15 protein-coding genes are annotated in these 18,368 nt (G+C 58.7%); 11 read left to right on the top strand and 4 right to left on the bottom strand.

Annotation, left to right across the window (positions count from 1 at the left end; all coding sequences use genetic code 11):
- Window position 1 precedes the first annotated feature (1 nt).
- The 5 genes from ACIPL2_RS03630 (at window position 2) to ACIPL2_RS03650 (ending at window position 4,904) form a co-directional block, all read left to right on the top strand.
- The gene (locus tag ACIPL2_RS03630; protein ID WP_401353038.1) at window positions 2–574 is read left to right on the top strand and encodes an adhesin; all 573 of its coding nucleotides are present in this window, start codon (window positions 2–4) and stop codon (window positions 572–574) included.
- 51 nt (window positions 575–625) lie between these two features.
- Complete coding sequence (locus tag ACIPL2_RS03635) at window positions 626–2,056, top strand: heme utilization protein (protein ID WP_401353040.1); 1,431 nt, start codon at window positions 626–628, stop codon at window positions 2,054–2,056.
- Window positions 2,057–2,118: 62 nt separating this feature from the next.
- A complete protein-coding gene (locus ACIPL2_RS03640; protein ID WP_401353042.1) occupies window positions 2,119–2,799 on the top strand; it encodes a C39 family peptidase in 681 nt (226 codons plus the stop codon).
- A gap of 33 nt (window positions 2,800–2,832) precedes the next feature.
- Window positions 2,833–3,576 (top strand): hypothetical protein, encoded by a 744-nt coding sequence (locus ACIPL2_RS03645; RefSeq protein WP_401353043.1) that lies wholly within the window; start codon window positions 2,833–2,835, stop codon window positions 3,574–3,576.
- A gap of 47 nt (window positions 3,577–3,623) precedes the next feature.
- Window positions 3,624–4,904 carry a hypothetical protein gene (locus ACIPL2_RS03650; RefSeq protein ID WP_401353045.1) on the top strand — a complete coding sequence of 427 codons (1,281 nt, stop codon included), beginning with the start codon at window positions 3,624–3,626 and terminating at the stop codon, window positions 4,902–4,904.
- Between the two features lie 60 nt (window positions 4,905–4,964).
- On the opposite strand, the gene ACIPL2_RS03655 is transcribed toward ACIPL2_RS03650, so the two are convergent.
- Entirely contained in the window at window positions 4,965–6,290 is a 1,326-nt protein-coding gene (locus ACIPL2_RS03655) for a sigma 54-interacting transcriptional regulator (protein WP_401353046.1), read from the bottom strand.
- A 343-nt stretch (window positions 6,291–6,633) separates the two neighbouring features.
- Here ACIPL2_RS03655 and ACIPL2_RS03660 point away from each other — a divergent pair, with 343 nt between their 5' ends.
- From ACIPL2_RS03660 to nhaB, 3 genes are all read left to right on the top strand, one after another.
- A complete protein-coding gene (locus tag ACIPL2_RS03660) occupies window positions 6,634–6,900 on the top strand; it encodes a hypothetical protein (protein WP_401353048.1) in 267 nt (88 codons plus the stop codon).
- A 281-nt stretch (window positions 6,901–7,181) separates the two neighbouring features.
- Window positions 7,182–8,471, top strand: coding sequence for a hypothetical protein (locus ACIPL2_RS03665; protein ID WP_401353050.1), 1,290 nt, complete (start codon window positions 7,182–7,184; stop codon window positions 8,469–8,471).
- Window positions 8,472–8,549: 78 nt separating this feature from the next.
- Window positions 8,550–10,052, top strand: coding sequence for a sodium/proton antiporter NhaB (gene nhaB / locus ACIPL2_RS03670; protein ID WP_401353052.1), 1,503 nt, complete (start codon window positions 8,550–8,552; stop codon window positions 10,050–10,052).
- Window positions 10,053–10,145: 93 nt separating this feature from the next.
- Here nhaB and ACIPL2_RS03675 read toward each other — a convergent pair whose 3' ends face one another.
- From ACIPL2_RS03675 to gnd, 3 genes are read right to left on the bottom strand one after another with little or no spacing between them, the layout of a single operon-like run.
- Window positions 10,146–10,970 carry an HAD family hydrolase gene (locus ACIPL2_RS03675; protein WP_401353054.1) on the bottom strand — a complete coding sequence of 275 codons (825 nt, stop codon included), beginning with the start codon at window positions 10,968–10,970 and terminating at the stop codon, window positions 10,146–10,148.
- Window positions 10,967–12,490, bottom strand: a complete 1,524-nt coding sequence (gene zwf / locus ACIPL2_RS03680; protein WP_401353056.1) for a glucose-6-phosphate dehydrogenase — start codon at window positions 12,488–12,490, stop codon at window positions 10,967–10,969. Before zwf ends, ACIPL2_RS03675 begins: the two co-directional genes overlap by 4 nt.
- On the bottom strand, window positions 12,487–13,467 hold the full coding sequence (gene gnd, locus ACIPL2_RS03685; RefSeq protein ID WP_401353058.1) for a phosphogluconate dehydrogenase (NAD(+)-dependent, decarboxylating): 981 nt from the start codon (window positions 13,465–13,467) through the stop codon (window positions 12,487–12,489). Before gnd ends, zwf begins: the two co-directional genes overlap by 4 nt.
- Window positions 13,468–13,739: 272 nt before the next feature.
- On the opposite strand from gnd, the gene ACIPL2_RS03690 reads away from it, so the two are divergent.
- The 3 genes from ACIPL2_RS03690 (at window position 13,740) to ACIPL2_RS03700 (ending at window position 18,354) form a co-directional block, all read left to right on the top strand.
- A complete protein-coding gene (locus ACIPL2_RS03690; RefSeq protein WP_401353059.1) occupies window positions 13,740–13,922 on the top strand; it encodes a DUF6026 family protein in 183 nt (60 codons plus the stop codon).
- A gap of 187 nt (window positions 13,923–14,109) precedes the next feature.
- Entirely contained in the window at window positions 14,110–15,846 is a 1,737-nt protein-coding gene (locus ACIPL2_RS03695; protein WP_401353061.1) for a phosphoethanolamine transferase CptA, read from the top strand.
- A 270-nt stretch (window positions 15,847–16,116) separates the two neighbouring features.
- Window positions 16,117–18,354 carry a TonB-dependent siderophore receptor gene (locus ACIPL2_RS03700; RefSeq protein WP_401353063.1) on the top strand — a complete coding sequence of 746 codons (2,238 nt, stop codon included), beginning with the start codon at window positions 16,117–16,119 and terminating at the stop codon, window positions 18,352–18,354.
- The last annotated feature ends 14 nt before the right edge of the window (window positions 18,355–18,368 follow it).

The following is an 18,368-nucleotide window of genomic DNA, read 5'->3' on the forward strand; positions in this document are numbered from 1 at the left end:
GATGAATCGTACGCTGCTGCTTATCGCCATGTTTTGCAGTGCTTCGACCTTTGCCCAACCGCCCGTCATCAATAACGCCAACATCGACGGTTCGGGCTCGCAGTACCAAGGCAACCTCACGGTCAACCAAGCTGCGGGCGACCTGCAGCAACAGGCTAACGCCCGGGCCATTGCCATTGGTCATAACGCCAGCGCGACCACGCAGATTCGCCAACGGTTGCGCAGCCACGTCGACCCCACGATCGATGCCACCTCCAGCATCCAGGGTAGTTCCTTCAGTCACGGCAACGGCGTACTGGGTGTCAACCAGAGCGCGGGCGCCAGCAACCAGCAAGCCAATGCCCTGCGGATAAGCATCAGTACACAACCGCAAAGTATCGACGACAGCGTCCTCAGGCAACAGAACGTGGCGCTGGTCACCAACTCCGATCCAACTGCTTCTGCACCAGGCTATCGCCAGGTCGCTACCAGCGATCAGGCCTTCACCGGTAGCCGTGGGGTGATTCAGTTGAATCAGAGCGCCGGGGTGGGAAACCGAACGGCCAACACCCTGAGCGTACGGGTCACGGATTGATCCAAAAAGGTAGAAACAACACTTAACCTAAAATAAGTACGGAGAATCACCATGAAACCTTCGATGGCAATCAAGCCTCTGGTTTTCGCAATTGCTGCGGTCATGGCTGTTGCTGTACAAGCTGGGCAGCGTGACGACCACCATAATGGCCACCACAATGGCCATAATAACAACGGTCATCACACCCCTCCTCCAACCAAGATCCCGGTTTATGCAACTGCCAATGCCTGGGATAACCAAAGCAGTACTGGCAACCGCATCCGTAACGAAGGGACTGTCAACGATGCCGAGATGACCAGCTCTGCCACAGGCACCAGCGGTAACGTCGGCGTCAACGTGGCGGCAGGCAGTGGCAACCAACAAGACAACGCGGCCGCCATCGCAAACGCTGCTTCGGACTCCAGTCTCGATAACAGCTTCGTGTTCGGCACTGCCTCCGCCACCGCTAGCGTCAAGCAATACAGCAACAACAACCGGGTCGACAACTATGGCAGCACAGCGTCTGCCACGATGACCGGGTCGGGTAACAGCGGCAGCGGCAACATGGGGATCAACATTGCTGGCGGCGATTTGAACCAGCAGAAAAACACCATGGCGATTGCCAATACCAATGCTCCACTGGGTAACGCAACGGCCACCGCTTCTGCCGATCAACAAGGCCCTGGCCTGATTGTGAATAACAACGCCGATCGGACGTATCGTGTGGATACCATCACCGTTACCAATACGGCCAGTGGCAGCTTCTCTAAAGATAAGTCGTTTGAGGCGAGCGGCAGTCAAAGCGCTTCTTCCAGCTGGAATAAGGCCGGCTCCAAGAGCTATGACGCCAGCGGTTCAAAAAGCGTTGATATAAGCGGCTCTAGCGCCAGTAATGCGAGCGGTTCCAACAGCAGCAATGCCAGCGGTTCCAACAGCAGCAGTGCAAGCGGTTCTTCGAGCGCTTCTTTGAGTGCTTCCTTGAGCGCTACGCTGGACGCTGCTGCGGCGGCTTCGACCTCCACTACCGTTAATAACGGCTGGGGCGATCGCACTCGCAGCAGTTCTTCCGACGCCTCGCTTAACGCATCGCTCGACGCAACGCTTGATGCATCCGTAGACAAATCGTTCGACAGATCGCACGACTCCTCGTACGACAAATCGCGCGACTCTTCGTACGACAAATCACGCGATTCGTCGTTTACAAAATCGTACGACAAGTCGTACACGAAGTCGTCTGACTCCTCGTTCGAAAAATCGGGTAGCAAATCGTCCGAGTCTGCATACGAAAAAGCGAAAAGCTACAGCGAAAGCAGTTCATTTGATCTGAGCAACACCTACTCTTATCAAGTGCTGACTCCAACTGGCTGGGCCAACCCTGTGACCAACACTGCCTCCCTGAGCGGTTCAGTGAATGGCGGCAGTGGCAACCTCGGCGTCAACGTAGCTGCTGGTGTGGGCAACCAACAAAGCAACTCGCTGGCCATTTCCAACAACTCGTTCTAATAGTTGTCTCTGGAGGCCCCCTTACGGGGGCCTTTTTCACCACCACCAGAAGGCATCCCACTATGCGCATTATCGCCTTGGCATTTTTGCTTTGCGTGGCCAGTGTGATCGAGGCTGCACAAATGCCGCTCTCCGTCCTGCCCGGCGGCGCGGTGATCTATAAGCCGATCCAGAGCGTACGCGAGCGGAAATTTGCCGACCTGGTACAACAGAAAACCGACTTCAGTTGCGGCGCTGCTGCGCTGGCGACCATCTTGCGCCAAGCCTATTGGCTGGACGTGAACGAAGAACAAATCATCGAAGGCATGCTGGCTCACTCCGATCAAGACCTTGTCCGCGTCCAGGGCTTCTCCATGCTCGACATGAAGCGGTACGTGGAAAGTATCGGCATGCGGGCCCGTGGCTACCGGGTAGCGACGGAAACGCTGAATGAAATCCGGATTCCGGTTGTCGTTCTCATGGATATCCGTGGCTACAAACATTTTGTGGTGATGCAGAAGGTCCATGACGGCTGGGTCTACATCGGAGATCCGGTCCTCGGTCATAAACGCTACAAAGTCGACGACTTTGTCAAAGGCTGGAACGGCATCATCTTTGCTGTCATCGGCCAGGGCTATGACAAAACCAACGCGTTGCTCGACCCACCCATGCCATTGACCGCCAAGAACCGCATCAACACCTTCAGCCCGGTGCAAGACGCAGAATTGATGGATTTCGGATTCATCAAAAGCGACTTCTTCTAATAATAAGGGAGCACGACGCTCCGGGAGCATCCAATGAAGACTTCACTCTGGCTGGCCGTGGTTTGCCTGACCGCCAGCCTGCCGACCCAGGCACAGACCTTCAAACCCATTGAACTGAAGGATCAGGAATTGGCTAACCTGCGCGGCCGCTTTGTCATGCCGGGCCGGATCATCAGTTTCGGCGTGGTCATGACCAGTACCTGGCAAAATGCCAAAGGTGACGTGATCGGGGCATCGTCCTCGATGCAAATTCAACAATCGACCAGCCAGCCACAGTTCTATGTGTCAATGATCGACGAAAAAGGCGACCCATCGCGTTCGCAAGGCACCGGCACCGGTACCGTCACTGGCGGCAGCGGCCTCAACAGCACCGAAGGTGTCACGCAGGTCGTGCGTGCTGCCGGCGACAACAACACGGCCTACAACAACGTTGATATCAACGTCACAAAGGCTAACCAGGCCCCCGCAACCCAACAACAGGGCCAGGCATTGGCCCAAGGCCAGACATTGGTCGGCTCAAATGGCGCGGGCTCGCTGAGCGTGTCCTCGACGGGTTCGGGTATGCAACTCAACATCATCGCCAACAACAACCAAGGCAGCACCGTACAACGCCTGGCCCAGGGTGGGCTGATGCAGAATACGACTTTGCTCGGCGGTAGCAACCAGGTCAGAAACCTCACATCCCTCAATGTCGTGCTGCGTGACACCGCGCCGGCAGCCGGATCGCTGAACGGCAATCTAGACCAGCTCAGAGGCCTACGCACTATCGGATTCTGATCTACGCTCAGTCTCATTCAGATGTAGTCAGAAGGGACGGCTAACCCATGCACCGATCTTTAACGTTCAACGCTATCGTATGTTTGAGTAGCCTGGCTCCGGCCACAGCGCTATACGCGGCACCGGACCCTCAGGTCGAGATACTAAAACAAGAACTCATGGAGTTGAAACAGCGTTACGAAGCACAACAGAACGCGCTGATGGTACTTGAGCAACGCGTTCGCCAAGTCGAAGAAGCACCTGCAACACCTGCTCCCAAACGCCTGACCAAATCCCCCGCCGAACCGGCCAGGGGTGGTCAGGCGGTGGCCGCCGGTGCGCCAGGAACCACCGGCAGTTCCTACGGCCAATCGCTCAAGGATGATTCCGAACCCGCGCAAAGCGTGTCCAACCTGTACGACGAAGCCAGCGGTTTCTTCGGCGGCGGCAAGTTCAGTGTCGAAACCGGCCTGACCTACACGCATTACGACACCCGCGCGTTAACGCTCAACGGCTTCCTGGCACTGGACTCGATTTTTCTCGGCAACATCAACCTCGACCGTATCAAGGCCGATAACTGGACCCTGGACCTGACCGCCCGCTACAACGTGGCACAGCGTTGGCAGTTCGACATCAACGTCCCCGTTGTTTATCGCGAATCGACGTATTCCTCCGGTGGCGCGGGTGGCGCAGGCCCGGTGACGTCGGACGCAACCGTTACGCGCGACCCGACCATCGGCGACGTCAACGTTGGCGTGGCTTACAAGTTTCTGGATGAGTCGGCCAACCTGCCCGACGCGGTCGCTACACTGCGCGTCAAGGCGCCAACCGGTAAAGATCCTTACGGCATCAAGCTGGTCGAGGATCCGAGCAACGATAACCTCGCGGTACCGGAGAGCTTGCCTACCGGCAATGGTGTCTGGTCGATCACCCCGGGTATCTCGCTGGTCAAGACCTTCGACCCGGCCGTGCTGTTCGGCAGCCTGGCGTACACCTACAACATGCAAGACTCGTTCAGCGACATCAGCCCGCAGGTCGGGTCCAAGGTCAAGGGCGACGTGAAACTGGGCGACTCCTGGCAGGTCGGCGCCGGCATCGCGTTTGCCTTGAACGAGAAGATGAGTATGTCGTTCTCGTTCACCGATCAGTTCGCCCGCAAGAGCAAAATCAAGCCGGACGGTGGCGATTGGCAATCGATCTCCAACAGCGATTACAACTCGGCTAACTTCAACATCGGCATGACCCTGGCAGCCACCGACAACCTGACGATCGTTCCCAACCTGTCCATTGGCCTCACTGATGACTCGCCGGACTTTTCCTTCAGCCTGAAATTCCCGTACTACTTCTAACCCGCCTCAACAAAAAACCCGCTGTTTCGGCGGGTTTTTTGTTGAGCTTTTATGGGCAGTTCAACGTATCTGATGTTTGTGCAACAAACGGTAGAAGGTCGGCCTGGAAATCCCCAGCACCTTGGCAGCGATGCTCAGATTATCGCTGTGGCGGTTAAGTACATCGCACAAGGCCTGGCGCTCGGCGCGGATCTTGTAGTCTTCCAGCGTGCCCATGGGCGCGGCGAAGGCCTGTTGACTCATCAGCCCCAGGTCTCGCGCCTCGATCTGCCGGCCTTCCGCCAATACCAGCCCGCGACGCACCCGGTTGGCCAACTCGCGGACATTGCCCGGCCAGTCATGCTTGCCCATGGCAATCAGCGCGTCTTCACTGAAACTGCGAGGACGGCGACCGGTTTCATGGCTGTAGAAATGCGAGAAGTGGTTGGCCAGCATCGACAAATCACCGTGTCGTTCACGTAACGGTGCGGTGGCGACTTGCAACACGTTCAGGCGATAGTACAAATCTTCACGGAAGCGTTTCTTCTCGATGGCGGCCTCAAGGTCGACGTGCGTCGCCGCCAATACCCGCACATCCACCGGAATCGGCTGACTGCCGCCCACGCGCTCGATGTGTTTTTCTTGCAGGAAGCGCAGCAGATTGGCTTGCAACTCCAGGGGCAAATCACCGATTTCATCGAGAAACAGGGTCCCGCCGTTGGCGGCTTCGATCCGTCCGACCTTGCGTTGATGGGCGCCGGTAAACGCGCCCTTCTCGTGGCCAAACAGTTCGGACTGGATCAGGTGTTCGGGGATCGCGCCGCAGTTGATCGCGACAAAGGGTTTGCTGTGACGCTGGGATTGACGATGCAGGGTGCGGGCGACCAGTTCTTTACCGGTCCCGCTTTCGCCCCGGATCAACACCGGTGACTCGGTGGGTGCCAGTTTGCTCAGCAACTTGCGCAATTCGCGGATGGGTTTGCTGTCGCCGAGCAGTTCGTGCTCAGGCTGATCAATGTGAACCGTGCCCTGCCCGCGCAAACGGGCCATGCCGAAGGCCCGGCCCAACGTCACTTGAACCCGGGACACATCGAACGGCAAGGTATGGAAATCGAAGAACCATTCACAGACAAAGTCCCCGACATTTTGCAGCCGCAGGACTTCCTGGTTGAGTACGGCGATCCACTCGGTGCCGCTGCGACTGATCAGCTCTTTGACGGCCTCGGGGCGTTCCAGGTGAAAAGGTTGCAATCGCAACAGGCCAACGTCGCAGGTTTTGTCACCGGCGTTTTCCAGCGTGCAGCTGTCAACATCCCAACCCACAGAGCGTAAACCCGGCAAAAGACGATGGCAGTCGTCGCAAGGGTCCACTACTAACAGACGTCGTAAGGCAGGCGCTTCGATCATGACTGTTCCTTGGCGCCAAATTTTAGGAAATATTATTAAAAACAGTCATTTGGCGGACCTGGCTGTAACATTAGCAAGAATTTGACACACCCTTGTATCGTTTGACTATAGACCTGCCGGGTATTTAGTTATAAGAAGCCACTTTGTTAGTTACCTAACGACTCCAACCTTTCATTCAGCTTTCAAAGCCTGTCTGAACCTTTAGCCGAAGATAGAAAGTTGAAATTTCTTTTAATTGTATGTGACCCGTTCCCCGGTTGCGGGCATCAGTACAAGTAAGCAGCCGAACGGTAAGCCCAACCGACGGCACATCACTTGATTGGGCATAGAGAGAGAAAATCCCATGAACGCCCCGCTCCGTATCAACGAAGCTCTTTTGATTGCCAACCGCGCATTCCAACCGTTCCAATGCGTGGCCTGGGCTCCACAAGACGGAAATGGCGAACTCTGCCTGTCCGTCATCGATCGCACCAACACCCGCATTGGCCGCGCACAGATCCCAAGCAGTGCGTATTCCGATCCCGCACAACTCGAACACTTGCTGGAACAAGCCCGTGCCGAATTGAGCCAGGAAGGCTACCAACTTCAGTCGTGGTTGATGCCGCACTAAGCGTTTTGCGGATTACCTTGCGGTAATCCGCACCCTCTCCCGTTCGTTAGTTAGCTGGCTTTCGCTCTATGCGCTAATGACGTTCGCTGATTTGAACTTGCAGCCGCAATTACTTGGCTGGCTAGCCATTGGTTCGAAAAGACACTCTTCTGGCACAAAGCGACTCTCCGCCTGTTAGTTTCGACAGTTGTGCGCCTGCTCATTCAGGGATTGAATGCTTTGCTTAAGACAGTCGCCGCCCCCAACTCCTGGATCAGGACGACTCGCAAGGAGATGCGTGCATGTCATTCCAGACGGCGTTTGCGGTACCGGCCACCCTGAACGACGGTGCAAACCTCGATACAACCTTTGCCGCCCAAGGCAAAACGCAAGTGTATTTCGCCGGCAGCACTTCAAGCATGGCCAATGGCATCGCCGTTGATGCGCAAGGCAGGCTGCTGGTGGCGGCGAAAGTCGGCGTGCCGGGCGGCAGCCGTTTTGGCTTGGCTCGCTTGCTGGAAGACGGTTCGGCAGACTTGGCATTCGGCAGAGAAGGCAGCGTCATCGGCCAGTTTGAACCGTGCTTCGAGGCCATGGCCGGCACCGTCCATGTATTGCCCGACGGGCACATTCTGGTGGCTGGCCTGCACTACGAAAATGCGCAGCAGACACTGCCCGCCCTGGCCCTGTTTGATGCTCAAGGCCGCCCGGCGCCTGGGTTTGGCACCCATGGACGCTGCATTGTGCGCTTACCGGGCGGCTTGTCCCTGGGTGTACGTGATGCCGAGCTGCCACACGGTGTCCCGGGCGCGGAAATCTGTGGGGTGTGCGTGCAGGAAGACGGTCGAATCCTGTTGCTGGCCAATCATCATTTCGAACGGACGGATCATGTCGGCGTGCTGATCCGGCTCAACGTCGATGGCTCGCTGGACGCGTCTTTCAACGGTCGTGGTTTCGTGATCATCAGGCACTTGCTGATGAACAGCTGGATCGGCAGCCTGACGGTGCAACGAGACGGCCGGATCCTGGTGGGCGGCTCGATCAATTTTCCCGAAGAGGGCCTGCTGGCCCGTTATCACACCGATGGCAGTCTGGACGAGAGTTTCGCCGTGGATGGTTTCATGACCTTCAAGGCGCAGGGGCACGGCGCCCAGGTACGCCAGATCGTCCAGCATGAAAATGGTGACTTGCAATGCTTTGGCAGCAGTCGCGAGCCGATGCACTGCATGGCGTTGAAAGTCCACCCTAACGGCCGCCCGGACAGTCATTGCAACGGCGGTCATCCGCAGCTGCTGAAAATCGGTCACAGCAACTGCCAGTGGAGCGCCGCCCAGGTACTGGCGGATGGCAGCGTGTTAACGGTCGGGGCAATGATCGGCGGCGTCGAAGCCGACTTCATTGCGGCTCGGCACCTGCCCGACGGACACCTCGACAGCCGTTTCGGTGAGGGCAATGGTTGGGTGCGTACCCGCCTGAGTCGCGGCCTCGATATCGCCACTTCACTGGCCGTGCAGGCCGATGGCGGGATTGTCGTCGCTGGGTATTCGCTGGACGGAAACTACCGGGCAGTCGTGGCGCGTTATCTCACCTGAAACGATGTATTTTTCCTACGCTTGATCTTCCTTTCCGCTTACGGCAAGTTGCGCGCTTCTTAATACAAGGAGTAGCCGATGTCCGGTTCTATGGCCCAGGCGTTCGCACACAACTTTCTCGGGCAGTCACCTCGCTGGTACAAGGCGAGTATCGTCGGTTTCCTGATCCTCAACGCGCTGGTTTTATGGACGGTCGGCCCGGTCGCAGCCGGTTGGCTGTTGGTGCTTGAGTTCATTTTCACCCTGGCCATGGCACTCAAGTGTTATCCATTGATGCCCGGGGGCCTGTTGCTGGTCGAAGCGCTGCTGCTGAAGATGACCACGCCCCAGGCGCTTTATGATGAGCTGGTGCACAACTTCCCGGTGATCCTGCTGCTGATGTTCATGGTGGCCGGCATCTACTTCATGAAGGACCTGTTGCTGTTTCTTTTCTCGCGCTTGCTGCTGGGCGTGCGCTCGAAGGCGCTGCTGGCGTTGATGTTCTGTTTTCTGTCGGCGTTTTTGTCGGCGTTTCTCGATGCGTTGACCGTGACCGCCGTGATCATCAGCGCGGCCGTGGGGTTTTACTCGGTGTATCACCGCGTTGCGTCGGGCACTGATCCGCGTCAGGACAGCGCGTTCGCTGACGACCAGCACCTGCCCACCCTTCACCATGCCGACCTCGAACAATTCCGCGCCTTCCTGCGCAGCCTGTTGATGCACGGCGCCGTGGGCACGGCGTTGGGCGGTGTGTGCACGCTGGTCGGCGAGCCGCAGAACCTGCTGATCGGCCACGAGATGGGTTGGCACTTCGCTGAGTTCTTTCTGAAAATCGCTCCGGTGTCGTTGCCGGTATTGGTGGCGGGCCTGGTGACCTGCGTACTGCTGGAGAAACTGCGCTGGTTCGGTTACGGCACGCTGCTGCCGGACAACGTACGCGCCGTGCTGGCCAACTACGCCGCCGAAGACAACGCCGAACGCACCTCGCGCCAACGCGCAGCGCTGATCGTGCAGGGCGTGGCGGCGTTGATTCTGATTGCCGCACTGGCGTTTCACATCGCTGAAGTCGGCCTGATCGGGTTGATGGTGATCGTGCTGATCACTGCGTTCACCGGCATCACTGACGAGCACCGCATCGGCAACGCGTTCAAGGACGCCATGCCATTCACTGCGCTGCTGGTGGTGTTCTTCGCCGTGGTGGCGGTGATTCACGACCAGCAATTGTTCACGCCGTTGATCCAGTGGGTGCTGGCGCTGCCGGCGGAGCAGCAACCGGGCATGTTGTTCATTGCCAATGGATTACTCTCGGCGATCAGCGACAACGTGTTCGTCGCGACCATCTACATCACCGAAGTGAAACAGGCGTTTCTGTCCGGCCACATGAGCCGTGAACACTTCGAGACATTGGCCATCGCGATCAACACCGGCACCAACCTGCCAAGCGTGGCAACGCCCAACGGCCAGGCCGCGTTCCTGTTCCTGCTGACGTCGGCGATTGCACCGTTGATTCGCTTGTCGTATGGGCGAATGGTGTGGATGGCGTTGCCGTACACGGTGGTGATGGGTGTTCTAGGCTGGTATGCGGTGAGCTATTGGCTTTGAGGTGGCAGGGCTGACGTCTTCGCGGGCAAGCCTCGCTCCTACAAGGACTGACCTGTAGGAGCGAGGCTTGCCCGCGAAGAACGATAACGCAGCTCAACGGGCGTTAAGGATGTACCGCTCAATTGCCTGGGCAGCGCCGTCTTCGGTGTTGGCGCCGGTGACCACGTCCGCTTGACGCTTTACGGCCTCTTCCGCCTGGCCCATGGCGATCGACAGCCCGGCACGATGAAACATCGCCGGGTCGTTGCCGCCGTCACCCAGGGCGGCGGTCTGTGCCAATGGCACGCCGAGAAATTCGGCCAGTGTCGCCAGCGCGTCGCCCTTGTTGGCTTGCATGGCGGTCACGTCCAGGTAGATCGGCTGCGAACGTGAGACCTGCGCCTGGCCCTCGACCTTGGGCAGCAACTGCGCCTCCAGTTCAATCAGCAATGCCGCGTTGTTGCTGGTGGCGACGATCTTGTCGATGCGCTGCAGATACGGTTCGAAACTCTCCACCACCACCGGCGGATAGCCCAGGCCATGCTGCTCGCGCGGCACCATCGGCCCGTCCGGGTCTTTCAATAACCAGTCGCCGCCGCTGAACACCCAAACCTCGATGTCCGGCAGATCGGCAAACAGCGTCAATGCGGTCAGCGCGGCCGTCGCCGGCAAGTAATGCGCCACCAGGATACTGCCGTCCGGGTTGACGATCGTGCCGCCGTTGAAGGCCGCTGTCGGCAGATCAACGCCCAAGGCTTCAATCTGCTGCAACATGGCTTTGGGCGGACGCCCGGTGGCCAGGCTGAACAACACGCCAGCCTCGCGCAATGAGCGCACCGCCTCGATGGTGCGCTGACTGAGGCTGTGATCAGGCAGCAACAACGTGCCATCCATGTCGCTGAGCAAAAACCGCACAGGGTGCTGCGTTACCTCACTCATCCGAGGCCATGCCAGACGCGACCGTCGCGGGTCAGCAATTCTTCGGCCGACTGGGGCCCATCCTCGCCGGCCGGGTAACTCTGCACACTCGCGTCCTGCTGCCAGGCATCGAGGAATGGCTGCACGGCGCGCCAGCCGTTTTCGATGTTGTCGGCGCGCTGGAACAGCGTCTGATCACCGGTCAGGCAATCGTAGATCAGGGTTTCGTAGCCGGTGGACGGCTGCATTTCAAAGAAATCCTTGTAAGCAAAACCCAGCTCGATATTGGCCATCTTCAACGCCGGTCCTGGCCGCTTGGCCAGCAGATCGAACCACATGCCTTCGTTGGGTTGAATCTGGATCCGCAGGTAAGTCGGCTGCAACTCATCGACTTCGGTATCGCGGAACTGCGCATAGGGCGCCGGTTTGAAGCAGATGACGATCTCGGTGTCGCGCACGCTCATGCGTTTGCCGGTGCGCAGGTAGAACGGCACGCCAACCCAACGCCAGTTGTCGATCATGACTTTGAGCGCGACGTAGGTTTCGGTAGTGCTGTCGGGCGCCACGTTGTTTTCCTGGCGATAGCCCGGCAACGACTTGCCATCGACCTCGCCGGCCGCGTATTGGCCGCGTACCGAATTGGCCCGCGCCTCCTCGACCGACCAGGGGCGAATTGCGCCGACCACCTTGGCTTTCTCGCCACGGACGGCATCGGCGCCGAAGGCGGCCGGCGGTTCCATGGCCACCATCGCCAATAACTGGAACAGGTGATTGGGCACCATGTCCCGCAGGGCGCCGGTGTTTTCATAAAAACTGCCACGGGTTTCCACGCCGACGGTTTCGGCGGCGGTGATTTGTACGTGGTCGATGTAGTGATTGCTCCAGAACGCCTCGAACAGGCTGTTGGAGAACCGGCTGATCAGAATGTTCTGCACGGTTTCCTTGCCCAGGTAGTGGTCGATCCGGTAGATCTGGTTTTCCGTCATGACCTTGAGCAAGCAAGCGTTCAAGGCTTCGGCGGTCGGCAGATCAGAGCCGAACGGTTTTTCGATCACCACCCTTCTGAACGCTTCGGGCGTTTCCTGCAGCAAGCCGGCGGCGCCGAGACGGCGCACCACTTCACTGAAAAAGCGCGGCGCGGTGGCCAGGTAGAACACCGCGTTGCCGGTGCCGCTGGCGGCGATTTTTGCCGCCAGGGCTTGATAGGTGCTGTCGTCCAGGAAGTCGCCCTGGACGTAGCTGATGCCTTTGGCCAACGTGGCCCACAATTCCGGGTCAAGGGCTTGATCGCCCTTGCCGACCTTGGTGGCCACTTCGGTCCGGATAAAATCTTCGAGTTTTTTCGCGAAGGCTTCATCGCTGATGGCGTTGTGGTCAACGCCGATGATCCGCAGTCCATCCCCGAGCAAACCGTCGCGACTCAGGTTGTACAGCGCCGGCATCAGCAGGCGCTTGACCAGATCGCCATGGGCACCGAACAGAAACAGCGTGGTCGGTGGTGCAGGTTCGGCCTTGGATTTATTGCGGATCAGACGCGTCATTTTTTCGAGGTCTCCACGTGGCCGCCGAAGCCGAAGCGCTGGGCCGAAAGAATCTTGTCGCCAAAGGTACCTTGCCCGCGCGAACGGTAGCGTGAAAACAGCGAGTTCGACAGCACCGGTACAGGAACCGACTGCTCCATGGCCGCTTCAATGGTCCAGCGACCTTCACCGCTGTCAGCCACCGAGCCGGAATAACCGTCGAGCTTCGGATCGGCGGCCAGTGCATCGGCGGTCAGGTCGAGCAGCCAGGACGACACCACGCTGCCACGACGCCAGACTTCGGCGATGTCGCCGACGTTCAGGTCAAAACGCTGATCTTCCGGCAGTTGGGTGCTGGCCTTGGTCTTGAGGATGTCGAAGCCTTCGGCGAAGGCCTGCATCATTCCGTACTCGATGCCGTTGTGGATCATCTTGACGAAATGGCCCGAGCCCGCGGGGCCGGCATGGATGTAACCGCGCTCGGCACGGTCGTCGTCCGACTTGCGGTCCTTGGTGCGCGGGATGTCGCCCAGGCCCGGTGCGAGGCTGTCGAACAACGGGTCGAGGCGCTTCACCACATCGGCTTCACCGCCGATCATCATGCAGTAACCACGCTCCAGGCCCCAGACGCCGCCGGAGGTGCCGACGTCGATGTAGTGCAGGCCTTTTTCCGACAAGGTTTTCGCCCGGCGGATGTCGTCCTTATAGAAGGTGTTGCCGCCGTCGATGATGGTATCGCCGGCTTCGAGCAAAGTGCTCAGGGTGTCGATGGTGTCTTCGGTCGGCGCGCCGGCTGGCAGCATGACCCACACCGCGCGCGGCTTGGCCAGGCCGGCGACCAGTGCTGGCAGGTCGGCAGCGCCGGTGGCGCCCTCTTCGCTCAAGGTGTCGACGAAGGCGGTATTGCGGTCGTAAACAACGGTGGTGTGCCCGTTGAGCATCAGGCGCCGCGCAATATTGCCGCCCATGCGGCCCAGTCCAATAATCCCGAGTTGCATGTGCTGATGCTCCCTACTACAAATAAAGTGTGTCAAAGGTTATAGCCCAACGCGACTAATGTGGGTTAGTCCAGAGCGCTGGCACATAGTTTCCGGGCATTGTGCCCGATCCTGATTGATAACGTCGGTAATCGCGCCGAAGACACAACGACCATGAAAAATAAAAAAGTTCCCTTCAGGGGCAAAAGAAATCAATATCGAGGCCGATAGTAAGTCAGCATCCGATGTCGGGGCCGATTTACAGTTGAGGCAAGCCATTTGCGAGGTGAGCAATGGGCACAGTATACAAAGCAGAACCTGCACAAACCCTCTACGTTACGATTCGTCGAGATGAATTGCGCCAGTTGAAGGACGAGCGCGAGCAATTGAGGCGGGAGCTGGCGCAATTGCGCATGCTCACACAAGGCCATCAGGCCCAGTCTTTACCCGTCGCCCACCGCGCTCCACACGCCTGATCCCTCCTGCGATTCGGAAGCAGCCTCCTGCTGTTTCCGACCTGTCACACCGTGCCCAGCACCGGCAACTCACGAACTTTTCACATCTGCTTGTTGATACTCGCGTGCATTATGGCCGCTCGGTATCCGTGCGGCATCCGTTCGTCGGCGTCCCGGCGATGCAAGTGAATTCTGGCTGGAGTGCTGAATGTCTCTGTTTAAACGCAGCAGTAAGTCTGCGAAAGGTTTCGATTGGGCAGGTTTTCTCTGGTTGTTCCTGTTCTTCTGGTATTTTTCCGGCATCACCCAACTGCTGATCCAACTGACGGGCACCTCCGGCTTTACCGGGTTCCGCCAAGCCTTCGTGATGAGTGCCATCTGGTTGGCGCCGATGTTGCTGTTCCCTAAGCAAACACGGGTAATGGCCGCGCTGATCGGTGTGGTGTTGTGGGCTTGCTCGATGGCCAGCCTGGGTTACTTCTTCATCTATCAGCAGGAATTTTCCCAAAGCGTCATCTTCATCATGTTCGAGTCGAACGTGTCGGAAGCCGGCGAGTACATGACGCAGTACTTCGCCTGGTGGATGGTGGCGGCGTTCCTCGCTCACACGCTGTTTGCCTATTTCCTGTGGACCCGCTTGCGCCCGGTGTACCTGCCCCGCGCTCAGGCGCTGGTCGCCGCCACCGCGATTCTGGTGGCCGTGATCGGTTATCCAATGGTCAAGCAAACCCTGCGCACCGGCAGCCTGGCCGCCGGTTTCGAGAAGTTCGAAACGCGCATCGAGCCCGCGGTGCCTTGGCAGATGGCGGTGGCTTATCACCGTTACCTCGACACCCTGGCCGGCATGCAAGACATGCTCAATAGCGCCAGCAAGATCCCGCCGCTGCACAACCTGAAAGACACGATGGCCAATCAGCCGTCGACGCTGGTGCTGGTGATCGGCGAGTCAACCAACCGTCAACGCATGAGCCTGTATGGCTACCCTCGGGAAACCACCCCGGAGCTGGACAAACTCAAGGACCAACTGGCGGTCTTCGATAACGTCATCACCCCGCGCCCGTACACCATCGAGGCGTTGCAGCAGGTACTGACTTTCGCCGACGAAGAAAACCCGGACCTGTACCTGTCGACTCCGTCGCTGGTCAGCATGATGAAACAGGCGGGTTACAAGACCTTCTGGATCACCAACCAGCAGACCATGACCAAGCGCAACACCATGCTGACGACCTTCTCCGAGCAGGCCGACGAGCAGGTGTACCTGAACAACAACCGCAACCAGAACGCCGCCCAGTACGATGGCGATGTGATCGAGCCGTTCAACAAGGCCTTGGCCGATGGCGCGCCACGCAAGCTGATCGTGGTGCATTTGCTTGGCACGCACATGAGCTACCAATACCGTTACCCGTCGACCTTCGATAAGTTCACGGACCGCAAAGGCGTTCCGGACGGCGTGCGCGATGATCAGGTGCCGACGTACAACAGCTACGACAACGCGGTGCTGTACAACGATTTCGTGGTGTCGAGCCTGATCAAGGACTACGCCAAGTCTGATCCGAACGGCTTCCTGCTGTACCTCTCCGACCACGGCGAGGACGTGTTCGACTCCCCGGGCCATAGCACCCTGGGCCGCAACGAGAGCAAGCCGACGGCGCCGATGTACACCATTCCCTTCATGGCCTGGGCTTCGCCGAAATGGCGTGAAACCCATGACTGGAGCTTCGCCGGTGATTTGTCGCGTCCGTACAGCAGCTCGCACCTGATCCATACCTGGGCCGACCTCGCCGGCCTGAGTTTCGATGAACTGGACCGCAGCAAGAGCCTGGTCAGCGACAGCTTCAAGGCGCGCCCCTTGATGATCGGCAACCCGTATGAACGCGAACAAAAGGCCTTGATCGACTTCAGCCTGATGAAACCCAAGGTGGCACCGGAAGTCGTTCAGAAATAACTGCCACAACACGATCCGTAGCAGCTGGCGCAGCCTGCGTTCGGCTGCGCAGCAGTCGTAAACCCTGCGTACGCGGTGAGCCAGACCCACCGCGTTGTCTGATTTTACGACTGCTGCGCAGCCGAACGCAGGCTTCGCCAGCTGCTACACAAGGTATCCCTCGAAACATCCTGAAATAGCAATAATTCTCGTTTATCACTAAATCCCCCCGCCCTCCTTCGTCTTTGAGCAAACGGAATTTTTTCCCTCGACGACAAGGAGTCGGCTGCGATGTTCGCGCCTATCACCCGTTCCATGACTTTTACCCTGGGCCTGTGCAGTGTCGCCCTGAGCCCGGATTTGCTGGCTGAAACCGAGCCTGACCAAACCCTCGGCCGCACCCTGGAACTGGGTGCCACCAACGTCACCGCCCAAGGCCTGGGCAGCACCACCGAAAACACTGAGTCGTACACCACCGGCGCCATGAGCACCGCCACTCGCCTGAACCTGTCAATCAAGGAAACCCCGCAATCGGTGTCGGTGGTCACGCGCCAGCAAATGGACGATTTCAAACTCGACTCGCTCTCCAAAGCCATGAGCCAGACCACCGGCGTGGTGGTTCAGCACAACGACTCGGACCGGGTCGGTTACTACTCCCGCGGCTACTCGATCAACAATTTCCAGGTCGATGGCATGCTGAACACCTTCAGCTACATGAAGTCCGATTCGGACACCATCATCTACGACCGCATCGAAGTGGTTCGCGGCGCGACCGGCCTGACCACGGGCGCAGGCGATCCTTCCGCCACCATCAACATGGTGCGCAAACGGCCGACGGCACAGTGGGAAGCCAAGACCGGTGTCAGCGGCGGCAGCTATGACGATTACTACAGTTACCTGGACGTCGGCGGGCCCCTGGCCTTCGACGGACGCCTGCGCGGACGTGGCGTGGTGGCCTATCGCGACAGTGATTCCTATCGCGATAAATATCAGCAGCAACGGGAAGTGGGCTATGGGATTCTCGAAGCCGACCTGACCGACGACACCGTGCTGGCGGTGGGTTACGACTATCAGAACAAACACGTACAGGGCACGTCCTGGGGCACCGTGCCTTACTGGAACTCTGATGGCGGCAAAGCCAACCTCGGGCGCTCCACCAACATGGCCACGTCCTGGAGTTCCTGGCCGCTGAAGGACAAAACCGCGTTCGCCAATCTTGACCATCAACTGGGTGCCGGTTGGCACCTCAAAGCCGCCTACACCCACCGCGAAAGCGACACCGACGGCAAGATCTACTACGGCGGTGGCGGCTTCCCGAATGTCGATCGCAGTGGCATGTTCGCCAACGTCAGCCACATGATCGGCACGCAAAAAATGAAGGCTTATGACTTCAATATCTCCGGCCCCTATTCGCTGTTGGGCCGCGAACACGAGTTGATGCTGGGTTATGGCGAAGCCGAGCGCAGTGAAGACAATCCCTACACGGTGGACGGCGCCATCGCCGATGATTACGCAAGCATCCGCGACTGGAAATACATGGGTGACATCGCCAAGTTTCCCGACACGGTCACCAGCCTCCCCGCGTCGAAAGACAGTACGCGGCAGAAGGCCGGTTACCTCGCCACTCGCCTGAGCCTGACGGATGACCTGCACGCGGTGCTCGGCAGCCGTTATGGCAGCTGGAAAGCCTCGAAAACGTCCTATAGCTATGACGGCAATCTGCAGTTGAGCGGCTCTGAGAACACCCGCCAGCAGCACAACGACATGTGGACGCCCTACGCCGGCCTGCTCTACGACCTCACCCCGGAGTACACCGTTTACGTCAGCTACACCGACATTTTCAAACCGCAATCCAATCGTGACAGCAGCCGCAAATACCTTGAACCGGTGGTGGGCAGCAACTATGAACTGGGGCTCAAGGGCAGTCTGCTGGAAGAGCGGCTGAACCTTGCCACCGCGCTGTTCTGGAGCAAGCAGGACAACGTCGCAGAACTCGATGACTCGGTGCCACCGGACCCGGTGACCAACGAGGAATTCTTCAAGTCCGGCGGTAAAGGCAGCAAGGTCCAGGGCTTCGAAGCCGAGGTCTCGGGCGAGGTCATGGCGGGCTGGAACATGACCGCCGGTTACACCTACACCCACTCGCTCAATGGCGAAAAGCAGCGCAGCAACACCAACCAACCGCTGAACATGCTCCGGATCTCTACCGCTTATCACCTGCCCGGCGACTGGCAGGCCCTGACCGTGGGTGGCGCGGTGAACTGGCAGAGCGACATCTTCCGCGCCGCCAGACGCCCGGTCGGTCGCGACGCCGATGGCGAGCTGATCACCGAAAAAGCCAACATCCGCCAGGAGGCCTACACCGTGGTCAACCTGATGTCGCGCTACGCGTTTGACAGGCAGCTGTCGGCCTCGTTGAACGTGGATAACCTGTTCGACAAGAAGTATTACGAGAACGTCGGGTTCTACAACGGCAATTATTGGGGCGCCCCGCGCACGGTGACCCTGAGCCTGGACTGGAGGCTCTAGGGGTTATTAATTCC

It is taken from the genome of Pseudomonas sp. NPDC086251 (genome assembly GCF_044746405.1).
Taxonomy (GTDB): Bacteria; Pseudomonadota; Gammaproteobacteria; order Pseudomonadales; family Pseudomonadaceae; genus Aquipseudomonas.